Annotated in this window: 8 protein-coding genes; 6 read left to right on the top strand and 2 right to left on the bottom strand. The window is 42.1% G+C overall.

Translation table 11 applies throughout. From position 1 onward, the window contains the following. The first annotated feature begins 288 nt into the window (after window positions 1-288). Window positions 289-2229, top strand: coding sequence for an acetate--CoA ligase (acs, locus tag L1266_RS05770; RefSeq protein ID WP_138618556.1), 1941 nt, complete (start codon window positions 289-291; stop codon window positions 2227-2229). Window positions 2230-2325: 96 nt separating this feature from the next. After that, the gene (locus L1266_RS05775) at window positions 2326-2976 is read left to right on the top strand and encodes a response regulator transcription factor (RefSeq protein WP_054551155.1); all 651 of its coding nucleotides are present in this window, start codon (window positions 2326-2328) and stop codon (window positions 2974-2976) included. Window positions 2977-3028: 52 nt separating this feature from the next. Here L1266_RS05775 and purU read toward each other — a convergent pair whose 3' ends face one another. After that, on the bottom strand, window positions 3029-3859 hold the full coding sequence (purU, locus tag L1266_RS05780; RefSeq protein ID WP_054551156.1) for a formyltetrahydrofolate deformylase: 831 nt from the start codon (window positions 3857-3859) through the stop codon (window positions 3029-3031). A 340-nt stretch (window positions 3860-4199) separates the two neighbouring features. Between purU and L1266_RS05785 the strand changes: the two genes are divergently transcribed. Then, window positions 4200-5561 (top strand): hypothetical protein, encoded by a 1362-nt coding sequence (locus tag L1266_RS05785; RefSeq protein WP_235377067.1) that lies wholly within the window; start codon window positions 4200-4202, stop codon window positions 5559-5561. 105 nt (window positions 5562-5666) lie between these two features. Further along, the gene (locus tag L1266_RS05790) at window positions 5667-8270 is read left to right on the top strand and encodes a DUF2339 domain-containing protein (RefSeq protein ID WP_235377068.1); all 2604 of its coding nucleotides are present in this window, start codon (window positions 5667-5669) and stop codon (window positions 8268-8270) included. 49 nt (window positions 8271-8319) lie between these two features. Here L1266_RS05790 and L1266_RS05795 read toward each other — a convergent pair whose 3' ends face one another. Further along, window positions 8320-11760, bottom strand: coding sequence for a PAS domain-containing hybrid sensor histidine kinase/response regulator (locus L1266_RS05795; protein WP_199530159.1), 3441 nt, complete (start codon window positions 11758-11760; stop codon window positions 8320-8322). A gap of 386 nt (window positions 11761-12146) precedes the next feature. Between L1266_RS05795 and L1266_RS05800 the strand changes: the two genes are divergently transcribed. Both L1266_RS05800 and L1266_RS05805 read left to right on the top strand, forming a co-directional pair. Beyond that, complete coding sequence (locus tag L1266_RS05800; protein WP_054551160.1) at window positions 12147-12410, top strand: DUF4212 domain-containing protein; 264 nt, start codon at window positions 12147-12149, stop codon at window positions 12408-12410. A gap of 10 nt (window positions 12411-12420) precedes the next feature. Then, window positions 12421-14145 (top strand): sodium:solute symporter family protein, encoded by a 1725-nt coding sequence (locus L1266_RS05805; RefSeq protein ID WP_054551161.1) that lies wholly within the window; start codon window positions 12421-12423, stop codon window positions 14143-14145. Window positions 14146-14161 lie beyond the last annotated feature (16 nt).

Here is a 14161-nt window from a genome sequence, read left to right on the forward strand (position 1 = left end):
TGTATTCCTGTCGAAGCTACTTGTTGCATTAATGATTTTTTAATAATGTTGTTGTACCACTGTTGTTTAAGATAAGACTTCTCTCAATTATCTATTGGTCTATTAGACTAAGGTGGAATATCTGGTTAAATCACAACCAATCTAACATTGAACTAGATTATAGAAGGCGATTTCGACGTTTTTTGTTAAATGACAAGATATACAACTAAGGTCTAATACTTTCAGGGGCTTTGCTGAGTGATCCTTGATGCAGGCCGTAGGCAAGTAATTAAAATGGAGACGACAACAATGTCAGAAAGTATCTATCCAGTACCAGCGCATATCAAGAATGCTGCATTAGTTGATAACGATAAATATAATACACTGTATAAGCAATCGATTGATGACCCTGAGGGATTTTGGCGAGAGCACGGTAAACGCCTTGATTGGTCAACTCCTTACAATAAAGTAAAGAATACTTCATTCGACAAAGGCCACATCAGTATTCGCTGGTATGAAGACGGCCAACTAAACGCATCTTATAACTGTATTGACCGCCACCTTGCTACTAAAGCCGATAAAACAGCCCTCATTTGGGAAGGCGACAACCCTGAACATAACGAAAACATCAGCTACCAAAAGCTTCACGACGAAGTCGCTAAATTAGCTAATGGCCTTAAAAAATTAGGTGTATCGAAAGGTGACCGTGTCGCTATTTACATGCCAATGACACCGCAGGCTATTTACGCTATGCAAGCGTGTGCGCGTATTGGTGCGATTCACTCTGTAGTATTTGGTGGTTTCTCTCCATCAGCGATTGCTGACCGAATTAATGACTCAGGCGCTAAAGTGGTCATTACTTCAGACGAAGGTCGCCGTGCTGGCAACTGCGTACCACTTAAAGCAAATGTTGATGAAGCGGTATCACAAGACTCGGTAACCACCGTTGAGCACGTTATTGTTCATCAGCTAACGGGTGGTGAAGTTGAATGGAATAGTCATGATGTTTGGTGGCATGAGCTTGTCGCTGATTTACCAGCTGAGTGCGAACCTGAACCAATGAATGCAGAAGATCCGCTTTTCATTCTTTATACTTCAGGCTCAACGGGTCAACCAAAAGGTGTGGTTCATACTACCGGTGGTTACCTTGTTTATGCATCGATGACACATGAATATGTGTTTGATCTTAAAGAAGACGATATTTTCTGGTGTAGTGCCGATGTGGGCTGGATCACAGGTCACAGCTACATTGCTTATGGCCCATTAGTGAATGGCTGCACGCAAGTCGTATTTGAAGGTGTACCAACTTACCCAACAGCGGGGCGTATGGGTGAAGTAATTGATAAGCACAACGTGACTATCCTTTACACAGCACCGACTGCTATTCGTGCTCTAATGGCGAAAGGCGATGAGCCAACAGCGACTTCAACTCGTAAAAGTCTTCGTGTTATGGGTTCTGTAGGTGAGCCAATTAACCCAGAAGCGTGGGCATGGTATTACGAGCATATTGGTAACGAAAACTGCCCAATCGTCGATACTTGGTGGCAAACAGAAACTGGTGGCATCATGATCACACCATTACCAGGTGCGACAGATATGAAACCAGGTTCTGCAACTCGTCCGTTCTTTGGTATTGCACCGGCACTATTTGATGCTGAAGGCAACACATTAGAAGGCGCGGTTGACGGTAACCTTGTTATTTTAGACAGCTGGCCATCACAAGCTCGCACAGTTTATGGCGACCATGAGCGCTTTGAACAAACCTATTTCTCAGCATACCCTGGTGTGTACTTCACTGGTGACGGTTGTCGTCGTGATGAAGATGGCTACTACTGGATCACAGGCCGTGTAGATGACGTACTTAACGTATCAGGCCACCGCCTAGGTACTGCCGAAATCGAGAGTGCATTGGTTGCTCACGAAGCAGTAGCAGAAGCGGCTGTAGTTGGTTACCCGCATGATATTAAAGGTCAGGGCATCTATGTTTACATCACTCCAAATGAGGGTGTTGTAGTGAGTGATGAACTAACAAAAGAGGTACGTAACTGGGTTCGTAAAGAGTTAAGCCCAATTGCATCACCAGATATGATCCAATGGTCTCCGGGTTTACCGAAAACTCGTTCTGGTAAGATCATGCGTCGAATTTTACGTAAAATTGCGGCAAATGAGCACCAACAGCTTGGAGATACTTCTACACTAGCCGATCCGAGCGTTGTTGATGAGCTAATCGAAAACCGATTAAATCGTTAAAATCGCGTTAAAAACTTGATTAGAAGTTGATTCTAAACGTAATATATCGGCTGTCACTTAGAAATAGGTGTCAGCCGAATTTATTAGGAGTGAACCATGAGTCAGTTTTTAATAGCGGACGATCATCCGTTATTTCGTGAAGCGCTGAAAGGGGCATTGAGTGCTAAGTTCGCTGATTTAGAAGTGTTTGAATCGGAAAACTTTGATACCACCTTGCAGGTGCTGAGCGAGCAAGAAGATCTTGATATCTTACTACTAGACCTTCACATGCCAGGCAATGGCGATTTATACGGCCTTATTCGCATTCGCGAAGACTATCCAAGCTTACCAATAGCTGTTGTTTCTGGCAGCGAAGACATCAATGTAGTTTCTAAAGTAATGGGTTATGGTGCGATGGGATTTATTCCTAAATCATCTTCATCAGATGATATTGCGCTGGCAATCAACCACATTCTTGAAGGCGATGTTTGGCTGCCACTTGAACTTAAAGATAAAGTGGCTGCCGTAGATGGCGAAGACAAAGAAATTGCAGCGCAAGTGGCTTCACTGACACCGCAGCAATACAAGGTGTTGCAATACTTGCACGAAGGCTTGTTAAACAAACAGATTGCTTACGAGTTACATATTTCTGAAGCAACCGTTAAAGCACACATTACAGCAATTTTTAGAAAGCTAGGTGTGTATAACCGTACTCAAGCGGTATTAATTGCCTCTAAATTGCAACTAGAGCCTATTGAGTCGGCATAACAAACGATAATAAAAATAATAAAGAGGCCATTCAGCCTCTTCATTTTATTGCTTAAGCGAACACCACGGTTCGATTACCATTGATAAACAGTTTATGTTCAGATGCGAGTTGCAGCGCTTTACAGAATACTGTTTTCTCTACATCTTTACCCATTTTTGCCATCATCTCTGCGGTATCCGCATGGCTGACATGCGTCACATCTTGTAAAATAATCGGCCCTTCATCAAGCTCATTATTAACAAAATGGGCGGTCGCACCAATAATTTTTACACCGCGTTCAAACGCCTGATGGTAAGGCTTTGCACCAATAAAGGCAGGCAAAAATGAATGGTGAATATTAATAATCTTACCTTCAAAGCGCGCCACAAATTCAGGGCTTAAAATACGCATATATTTTGCAAGGCCGATAATATCAGGCTGATAGCTGGCAATTAAATCACCGACTTGTTGATCATGCTCCGCACGGCTTAAACCTTCGTGCGATACCACATGAAATGGCACGCCAAAGCCTGCAGCCAATGGCGCTAAATCAGCGTAGTTGGCAATCACAGCCAGTACTTCGATGTTTAAGGCTTTTTCGAACTGCTTAAGTAATACACCACCTAAGCAGTGCGCTTCTTTAGTGGCAAGCAATACCACTTTCGTTTTTTCGCTGCTGTGCAGGGCAAGCTCTGCGCCATCAGGAAGTAGCTCAGCAAGCCTTGGTAAAAAGTCCTCAGCAATAACACCGCTTAACTCTGTACGCATAAAAAAGCGTTTAGCGTCTTTATCTACAAATTCGTTATTACGCGTAATGTTTAAATTATGCTGATGACAAAGGCCAGTGATCTTGGCTATTAGACCAACATCATCATCGCATTGAGTGGTTAAAATCGTGTTCATAGTCCTCATTCTAATCCCGTTTGTGTGAACACCATTATTTGCTAATTTTTTTGTGCTGCATAGCGCAAATTTAACTATCTAATAATTTATCTGATTTGATTGCATAAACGCCTAAAATGTAACCATTATTTGCTTTTCGTGTAAAAGTAAGCTGCTTTCACTATAAATGTGATTATCTGTCCATAATTATGATTAATTAAGTGCTTTTCTACATCATTTTCTACACTTTTTAACCTTATCGTAAGTAACTGTAAGTGAAGGTAATAGTTTGTAAAACATAGAATTATTTCGATTTATTCAAGTCAAAATGGGGTATTACAAACAATAAGGAAAAAATTCCATGAAAAGCACTCTGCTTAAAACAATTGTTGCCTCAAGTTTGCTTTCGGTACTAGCTGCCTGCTCAAGCGATGACAGCAGCAGTAGCAACAGTGGCTATGTGCAACTGTACAATGGCTCTTACAACAGCCCATACACGCGTTTATTTGTTGATGACACTGAGCGCTCGGGGGCAGACTTTGGTGATGTATCAACTCGTCATAACTACAGTTCGGGGGAGTATGATCTCAGTTTTGAATATGTTGATGCCAACGACAGTTATATTACGATTGACGAAGAAACTATCAATATAAAAAATGATCAAACTCAGTTATTAGTAATGAATGGTGACTTTGCTGAACCAATGTTTACTGAGCTAAGTGTGCCGACGTCAAGCGATGAAGATGAATTCAATGTTGGCTTTTTTAATATCGTTGGCGAAGACAATCTTTACGATGTATATGTTGCCACTGACGACGGGTTATTTGATACCGCTGAGTTATTAATGACTTCGCAATACCTCGTTGAGCCAGAATTAGCGACGCTTGAGGAAGGTTATTACACTATTTATATTACCGCTAGCGGTAGCACTGATGTGATTTTTGAATCACCAACCGTGTACTTTAATGATGAAGCAACGTACATGGCGATGATCCGCCCAAGTTATGCAACAGAAGAAGATGGCATTACGCTTGACGTCGTGACGGCAAGTAGTTCAGTAACACAACTAAACCACCAAGACGCGCAAGGTCAGCTGCGTTTTATCAATACTATTGATGATTACACACAAACCCAGTTTAAAGTAACCCGAGGCACAACGGCGACTAACACCGAAGTTGTTAGCAACGATAGTTACTCTGAATACATGAACATGTCGCCAAATAGTTACAGCGTCGCCATGTTAGATGAAGCTGGCGACACGATTGTAGATAATTTCTTAATGACATTAGAGCGTGAGCAAAGTGCGGTTGGTCTTTTCTACAATGACAAAGATTACGGCCCTCGTATGATGACCATTGAAGAAAATCTAACACCAAGCAGCTACAGCCACGCAGTTACTGTGGTTAACTTAATTGATAGCTATGCAGGGCAAGAGATAGACGAAGTCGATGTGTACTTTACCCTCAATGGCGAAACGGTTGAAGATACTAGCAATGTTGTTGAAGGGTTAGATCAATACGACCAACAAGAGCAGGTGGTTGATAACGAAGTTTATACAACTTATGTGGTGTTTGAAGATAACGGCCAACAGATTGTGCTCTTGCAACAAAGTGATATGGATTTTACCGAAGAAGGTAACTATATCTTGGTGATTGAACACGATGAAACCACTGATTCAGGTTACAAGATGACCTTAGAGCGTACGGTGACTGAACAGTCTTAACCGGCTAAAACGCAATATCGTTGTTTATTTACTCTTGCTAAGTGTTTATTGTATAAACAATTAAGGCTTTTGCTTTTTTGTTTAAAGTATACACAAGGAGAGAGTATGGACGGCGGTATTGCGTTACTAGTCTTACTAGCACTAGTTGTTGTAGGTGGCTCAATTGCTGGTATTTTTGCCTTTTTTCAACTCTCCAGTTTAAAGCGAGAGGTGGCTGCTCTTCGAGTAAAACTTAACGCGACATTTGTTAATAACCCTCAAACAAATACTGCAAACACGTTTGAAAATTCAAACGAAGATCTGACTGACTCAGCAAAATTTGAACCAAAGCCGAAAGTCATTATTAAGCCGATTGAGGTTATCGCTAAAAAGCCAGAGCCAACAAAACCCAAGCCTGCCATTTTAAATCCGCTAGTAAGCCAACTCGTTACACAAATCAAAGCCAATTGGCTAACTTGGGTAGGAGCGGTTGCACTTGCCTTTGGTGGTATCTTTTTAGCCCGCTATTCACTGGAAGCAGGCTTATTATCCGAAACTATGCGACTCACACTTGGGGCTATTTTTGGTCTGAGCTTAATTGTTGCGGCTGAGGTGTTACATCGTAAAGGTATTATCTTTGATGGGTTTAGTAACTATATTCCCGCTGCGCTTGCTAGCGGCGGCTTTATCAGTTGTTTTGCGCTCACTTTACTGGCCTACAGCCATTATGGCTTACTCCAAGCATTACCTGCATTTAGCGTTTTAACCTTAATCTCTGTAGCTGCAAGCTGGATGGCGCTGCGTTTTGGTCCAGTGCTTGCGGTCATTGGTATTATTGGCGCCTACAGCGTGCCGGTTTGGGTCAATACTGGGAATAATGATTTTATAGCGCTGCTTACCTATGTTGCTTTTGTTAGTGTTTCTGCTTCGCTGGTAGCGCATTATGTAAAACGTCATTGGCTGTGGTATCTGTTATGGGCAGGTCATTTAGGTTGGTACATTTTAGTTGCATTTACAGTATCTAAAAACCTGCATTGGTTTATTAATCTTTATGCTCTATTTAGCATCATATTGTTAATTGCTATTCCACGCCTTGGGCTGGGCTTTAAGCAAATTGAATACCGCCCACATCGCTTTAAAACGCTACTGAAACAACTGCCCGACAACCCTCTGTTATTAGCGGTTGTCGTACCACTTTATCTTTTACTCATGAGTAGTAACCAACTGCTTACTTGGCAATTGAGTATGTTGTTGTTAGTGGCTTTACTGTTGTTTTTGGTATTAAAAAACAGTGCATGGGATCACTGGCTAATAATATCTGTGGTGAGTGTGGTGTGTTTGCTGACAGGGCAAAATAATACTGTTGATTATTCTGAGCAACTTTTTGTATTTCGGCAAAACTACGGAGCAGGGCTGTTCTTTATTGCTCTGTTTGCAGGCTATGGTTTTTTATTTGGTCGTAAATACCCTAAACGCTTTGGCTTTACGTTACTTGCATCACTTTCAAGTTTTGTGATTATTAGTTGCTTATATCTCATCACTCCCGACCATGCCTTGATGACGGCATACCCGGTTTGGTGCTTTGTATTACTGGCACTGTCTGCCTGGCTATTTAAGTTATCCATCAATAGCACAAATCCAATGCGAGTATTTAGTTACTGGCTCGGCGGTAATGCCAATATTAGTTTGGCATTAACCATGCTCCTTGAAGGTAACAGCTTGACCTTAGCGCTTGCTGTGCAAGTGTTGTTGATCAGTTTTTATGTGAATAAACAGTCACTCAGCATACTGACTTGGCCGCTTAAAGGTTTAGTTGGTGCTTTACTCATTAGATTAAGTTTTGCACCTTGGTCAGCGGATTACAGTGATGCGCTGCTGCTCGGTGTACATTGGAGTTTGGTTGTTTATCCTGTATGTGCTTGCTTATTTTACTTGGCAGCAAGGCATTGGCAGCAGCAATCTGTTCGAATGTGGCTAGAGGGTGCAGCCCTACATTGCATTGCTTTATTTATTACCACAGAGACGAGCTATCAGTTAGTAGGGCGCTATCCTGACTTTGAGAATTTGTCTGTGTATGAGCATATTTTACTGACCTGTAACTGGGGCATCTTGGGCTGTGTTTACTTACTGCGCTCACGCTTTACTGCGCAATTGGTTAAGCTCTATCAAATGGCTGGTTTTGCGTTATTAACATTAAGCGGCTTGCTAGTAGTGAAAAGCTTTACCGCTGTAAATCCGTTTTTTGAACCGATAAATATAGGCAGCTGGCCGATTATTAACTGGTTACTATTACTTTGGTTAGTACCAGCTTTAATTGCAATTTGGGCAAGCCGACTGACGAAATCTCAGCACTATTTACAAAAGCTGTTTACAGCACTTGCAGGTGTGATGAGTGTTTTATATATCAATGCGGAAATTCGCCACAACTGGCAAGGCGAGTTTATAAATATTGCTTTGCCAACCTCAGATGCCGAGCTTTACAGTTATTCTTTAGTTTGGCTTGTTATCGGTGCATTGGTGGTTGTGATAGGGCATTTAAAAACCATTACGTTATTACAAAAGCTTGGCCTTGGCTTATTGGCGCTGGTAGTGTTAAAAGTGTTCTTGATTGATATGGCAAACTTAACTGGATTATTGCGGGCTATTTCGTTTATCGGCTTAGGCTTGTCGTTAGTTGCGCTTAGTTGGTTGTTCCAAAAATTTAAGGCAAAGCCCGCAGCTTTACCTTAAATTGGTATTGTTAAGCGCTGTTGTTAAAAACGTTAGTTAAGCGCTTTTGTTAAGTACTGTGGTTAAGCAGTGCTTTGAGTTTTGCGGGCTTAACAGGTTTACTAAGGTAATGAATTTGCTCTTCTTTGGTTTGCTGTTTTAGCGCTTCATCACGTACCGCTGTGATTAAAATCGCCGGTACTGGGCTTTGCCAAATTTCTCGTAGGGTTTTAATAAGCGTGATGCCATCGCAATCATGACCGAGCTGATAATCCATTAAGATCACATCGGGCGCTCGGTGCTCTTTGGCATAGGCCATCACGGTTTCAACTTGATCAAAGAGTTGGTAATTGGCCTGCCACTTTTGCAATAGGCTTGCCATGGCATTAAGGTTTTCTGGGTCATCATCCACCGCAATAATATTCATTGCACTGCGGTTCTCAACACCTTTTTTAGGTGCCTCTTTTTGTTGAATAAATTGGCTTTCACCATAAGGTACTTCAATACTAAAGCGGCTACCTTTGCCAGGCTTTGAACTGACATCTAATCGTAAAGAGAGTAAGTCGGCCATTCGTTTTACAACTCCTAAGCCAAGGCCAACCCCTTTGTTATCTCCCGCTTCAATACGATAAAAGTCATTAAAGATCTTCGCTTGCTCTACTTCTGTAATGCCGGGGCCTGTGTCCCATACTTCAATACGTAAATGATGTTTGCGTTTGCGACAAGCAATTAAAACTCGGCCACTATCAGTGTATTTAACTGCATTTGACACCAAGTTTTGAATAATTCGTCGTAAATAAGTGATATCACTGTGAACGATAACTCCTTTTGAACGCACCGTGAGTTTTAAGCCTTTTTCGCTCGACATAATGGCGTATTCGTTCTTAAGCGGGGCAAGTATGTCATCAATACTAAAGTGACGCGGAGTCGGCGTCATTGCCCCTTGCTCGAGCTTGGCAATTTCTAACAGCGCAGACATCAAATGCACCGTTGAATCTAAACTTGCGCCAAGCTTTTCAAAGTTATTTAAGTTGTTGCTCGAAAGGGTTTTATCATCAATGGCTGCAAGGTACAGACGCGCCGCATTTAGCGGTTGCAAGATATCGTGGCTTGCTAAGGCTAAAAATCGCGTCTTACTGTCATTAGCTTGTTCTGCCTCTTTTTTAGCTAAAGTAAGTGCTTGCTCAGTTTGTACTCGGCTGTCGATTTGTGCTTGTAAATCTTTATTGATAGTACGGATTTCTTGAGTACGCGCTTCAATACGGTTTTCAAGGTCCATGTTTACTTCTTCAAGCGCATTTTGCGTTTCGATATGCGTGGTAACATCAGAGAAACTTGTTACAAAGCCACCATCTGGCAGTGGGTTACCAATCATTTCGAACACTTGGCCATTACGGCGGTGGCGAATAAAGTGGTGGGGCGTGCCGTTTTTAAGATGCTGCACGCGCTTTTCTACATGGCGCTCAACTTCACCTGGACCACACTCGCCGCGCTCGGCATTGTAGCGGATCACTTCCTCTATGGGTTGACCAACCTCTAAAAAGTTTTCTGGGTAGTCAAACATTTCTGCGTAGCGCTTATTCCATGCCACTAAATTAAGCTCTTTATCAACAACAGAAATACCATGGCTGAGGTTTTCAAGTGAGGTGAATAATAGGTTTTGGTTAAATTGCAGAGCTTGTGTGGTTTCATCAAAAAAGTTAACGACTTCTTCAAAGGCCATGCGTTTACCAGAGGCAACTGTGTGGATCAGCGCCTGTGCTGAAGAGGCACCAAGCACACCAGTTAAGGCGCGTTCACAATAGGCAATAAACTCAGGTTCTGGGTGTGCGTTATTATTATCTAAGTTATGAGTTAAGGAGTAATGGGCTAAAACTTGTTGCGAGCGCTGTACGCCCAAGAAGGTTTGTAGCAGAACCTTAAAGTCGTAGACGGTGGCTTTCACATTTTTATTCAAGCGTCTAGCAAACACAGCTTGATCTTTAGGATTAACAAAGGCAGCTGCCTGAATTTTATCAATTAAACGCTCATCTGCACCGAGCGAAAAACTAATGTAACAGCCAATATTGGCAAATAAAGCAATGAGGGTGCCACGAGTAATGAGTGTTTGTTGTAGCTCTGCGTTTAAGGTATTGCCTGCATCTAAAATAGGTAGCATTAAGAATAAAACCCAGCAAATGAAGCCTGCTAATAATCCCGCATAAACCCCATAAGCATGGCCTTTTCGCCAATATAGACCACCCACAATAGCAGGCAGTAATTGCGATACCAAAGAAAAGGCCACTAAACCCATACTAGCCAATGCTTTACCATGACCAAACCATTGTTGGTAGAAATACGACAAAATCAAAATGCCGGCAATCGTGAAGCGTCTTACTAATAGAATTTGCGACTTATAGCTGCTGGTGATGAGATTACGTTTAAACTTACGACGCAGCATTAGCGGCAATACCACATCGTTTGAGATCATAGTGCTGAGCGTGAGTGTGGCTACAACAATCATCGCTGTAGCCGCTGATAGACCCCCGATAAATACAAAGGTCGTTAAAAAGGCGTTTTCGTGCATCAGCGGTAGGGCTAATACAAAGCTATCTGGAGAGAAGCCACTACCAATGCCTGGGTGTATAGCTGCTGTTGCAATAGGGAAAATCATTGCCGCAGTCAGTAACAAATACAGGGGGAATGCCCAGCGGGCTGTATAAAGATGGCGTTTATCTTGGTTATCGACCACAGTTACATGGAACTGCCTTGGTAAACAGATAATCGCCGCAGCTGCCATTAATGACTGACCGATAAAGTTAAAGCTAAAAAAGTCGAAGTTATGCCAGTGCTGCCAAATAGAGCCCTTTAGTTGCTCGGTTTGCACCGTAGTTAAATTAAATAATGTGTATAAAGCAAGCCCAGCAACGGCCACTAAAGCCAGTAATTTAATCATAGATTCAAAGGCAACAGCCAGCATCAGCCCCGAGCGATATTCGGTTACATCCACCTTACGAGTACCAAAGAATATCGCAAACATTGCCATGATAAGTGTTGCTGAAAGGGCCAGCATAGATCCCGAAATACGATCGTCGTTTTGCAGCAGTAAGAAGCTGCTACTTAGTGCTTTTAATTGCAGTGCGATATACGGAATAGTCGCTAATAAAGCGATAATCGTTACCATAATCGCGGTGGTTTGCCGTTTACCATAGCGAGCAGAAATAAAGTCGGCGATGGTCGTGATATTTTGCTTTTTACTGACCAGTACTAATTTACGTAAAAACCCTTGGCCGAAGAAAAATAGCAGCGCAGGGCCAATTAAAATAGGTAAGTAGTTCCAACTGCTGGTGGCTGCTGTACCAACCGAACCATAGTAGGTCCAAGACGTACAGTAAATCCCTAGTGAAAAAGAATAGACAAATGGGTGGTGACTAATTCTTTTTGCAAGAGGAGTGGTTTTGTCTCCCCAATTTGCCAACCAAAACAACACGCCAATATAGGCGAGTGCAACAAATAAAAGCGCAGCTGTCATGTTTAAATTCAGTAATTATTGTAATAACACTACCTTACCAGAATTATGCGCGATTTCGATGGCTAGATTTTTTGCAATAAAAATTAATAAAAAGCAAGTTATTGATATTTAAAAGATAGTACTGTTTTATGCGCTGTTATTAGACTAATGTCGCAGATCATTCGTTTTTACTATTTTCGCTATTTCGCAAATTTATCTTTATAGGTTAAGTTGTTGTTAAATATTGTTTTTTACCATTCGTTAACAAACGGTGTTTTGCAGTTTACGTAAACGTAAACTAACTGTTACGACTATGGTCTCAATTCCATAAATCAGAACCCTTGCTAACTTAGTTAATGACAACTAATACCACTCATTACTTTTTTGTAATGCATAAGGGGATAAAAATGGCTTTTAAAGATGAAGAACAAGCAAAAGCTTATTGGGCGGAAAACCTCGCACTGCTATTTAAATTATTAGCAATTTGGTTTGTCGTGTCATTTGGCTTCGGCATTTTACTGGTAGACGTACTTAACGAGATACGTTTCTTTGGGTTTAAACTCGGCTTCTGGTTCTCCCAGCAAGGCGCTATTTACACCTTTGTTGCTTTGATTTTTGTTTACGTTTTCAAAATGAATACGTTAGATAAAAAATACGGCGTAGACGAATAGGAGCTAAGCAATGGATGTTCAAACACTCACGTTTATTATCGTCGGTTTAAGCTTCGCGCTTTATATCGGCATCGCAATCTGGGCTCGTGCTGGGTCAACAAATGAATTCTATGTTGCAGGGGGCGGTGTACCGCCGCTAGCAAATGGTATGGCAACCGCTGCTGACTGGATGAGTGCGGCATCGTTTATCTCAATGGCGGGTATTATCTCGTTTGCGGGTTATGACGGTGGTGTATATCTAATGGGTTGGACAGGTGGTTATGTACTACTTGCACTTTGTTTAGCTCCTTACCTACGTAAGTTTGGTAAGTTCACGGTACCTGATTTCATCGGTGACCGTTATTACTCACAAGCTGCACGTGTTGTTGCAATTTTATGTGCTATTTTTATCTGTTTCACATATATCGCAGGTCAAATGCGTGGTGTAGGTGTGGTTTTCTCTCGCTTCTTAGAAGTAGATATTGAGACCGGTGTTTACATTGGTATGGTGATTGTATTCTTCTACGCTGTATTAGGCGGTATGAAGGGGATTACATATACGCAAGTAGCTCAGTACTGTGTACTAGTATTTGCTTACCTTGTTCCAGCAATCTTCATTTCAATGATGATGACAGGTCACTTCTTCCCACAAACCGGTTTCGGTGCAACCCTTAGCGATGGCTCAGGACAGTTTGTACTTGATAAACTAGATGGGCTGAGTACCGAGCTTGGCTTTGCGCAGTACACCGAAGGCTCGAAGAGCATGATTGATGTATTCGCAATTACAGGCGCGTTAATGGTTGGTACTGCAGGTTTACCGCACGTAATCGTTCGTTTCTTCACTGTTCCACGTGTTAAAGACACGCGTATCTCAGCTGCATGGACACTTGTTTTCATTGCAGTCGTTTATACAACAGCACCTGCTGTAGCGTCATTCGCTCGTGTAAACATGATTGATACAATTAACGGTAAAGACGGTAGCGGTACCGAGTACGCAGAAGCACCAGCTTGGGTTAAAAACTGGGAAAGAACAGGCCTAATCACCTTTAATGATAAAAATGGTGACGGCAAAATGTTCTACTCAGCAGGTAAGATTGATGATCCAAATAGCGCAAACGAAGTTAAAGTTGACCGCGACATCATGGTACTTGCAAACCCTGAGATTGCAGACTTACCAGCATGGGTGATTGCATTAGTCGCAGCAGGTGGTATCGCAGCAGCGCTATCAACAACAGCAGGCTTACTATTGGTGATCTCGACCTCGGTATCGCATGACTTATTAAAACGCACCTTAAAACCAGATATAAGTGACAAACAAGAGCTACTTGCAGCGCGCTTAGCTGCGATGATAGCGATTGTGATTTCAGCTTACTTTGGTATTAACCCGCCAGGGTTCGTGGCCTCGGTTGTTGCCTTCGCCTTCGGCTTAGCAGCGGCGAGCTTCTTCCCAGCCATCATTATGGGTATCTTCTCTAAGAAGATGAATAAAGAAGGTGCGATTGCGGGTATGGTGACAGGTATTACATTCACAGCGGCTTATATTATCTACTTCAAGTTCGTAAGCCCTGAGTTGAATACACCGGCAAACTGGTTATTTGGTATTTCACCTGAAGGTATCGGTCTTATTGGTATGATTGTTAACTTTGTAGTTGCAGCTATCGTACTTAAACTAACGGCTGAAACACCAGTTGAAATCCAAGAAATGGTTGAAGGTATCCGTAACCCTAAAGGTTCGAGCGCAGCACACGCGCACTAATAAAACCATTTTATAA

This window comes from Pseudoalteromonas sp. Cn5-37 (genome assembly GCF_021532495.1).
Classification (GTDB): domain Bacteria; phylum Pseudomonadota; class Gammaproteobacteria; order Enterobacterales; family Alteromonadaceae; genus Pseudoalteromonas; species Pseudoalteromonas simplex.

Coding starts and splice junctions, on each gene's coding strand:
- acs (WP_138618556.1), top strand. CDS start 289: ATGTCAGAAAGTATCTATCCAGTACCAGCGCATATCAAGAATGCTGCA.
- L1266_RS05775 (WP_054551155.1), top strand. CDS start 2,326: ATGAGTCAGTTTTTAATAGCGGACGATCATCCGTTATTTCGTGAAGCG.
- purU (WP_054551156.1), bottom strand. CDS start 3,859: ATGAACACGATTTTAACCACTCAATGCGATGATGATGTTGGTCTAATA.
- L1266_RS05785 (WP_235377067.1), top strand. CDS start 4,200: ATGAAAAGCACTCTGCTTAAAACAATTGTTGCCTCAAGTTTGCTTTCG.
- L1266_RS05790 (WP_235377068.1), top strand. CDS start 5,667: ATGGACGGCGGTATTGCGTTACTAGTCTTACTAGCACTAGTTGTTGTA.
- L1266_RS05795 (WP_199530159.1), bottom strand. CDS start 11,760: ATGACAGCTGCGCTTTTATTTGTTGCACTCGCCTATATTGGCGTGTTG.
- L1266_RS05800 (WP_054551160.1), top strand. CDS start 12,147: ATGGCTTTTAAAGATGAAGAACAAGCAAAAGCTTATTGGGCGGAAAAC.
- L1266_RS05805 (WP_054551161.1), top strand. CDS start 12,421: ATGGATGTTCAAACACTCACGTTTATTATCGTCGGTTTAAGCTTCGCG.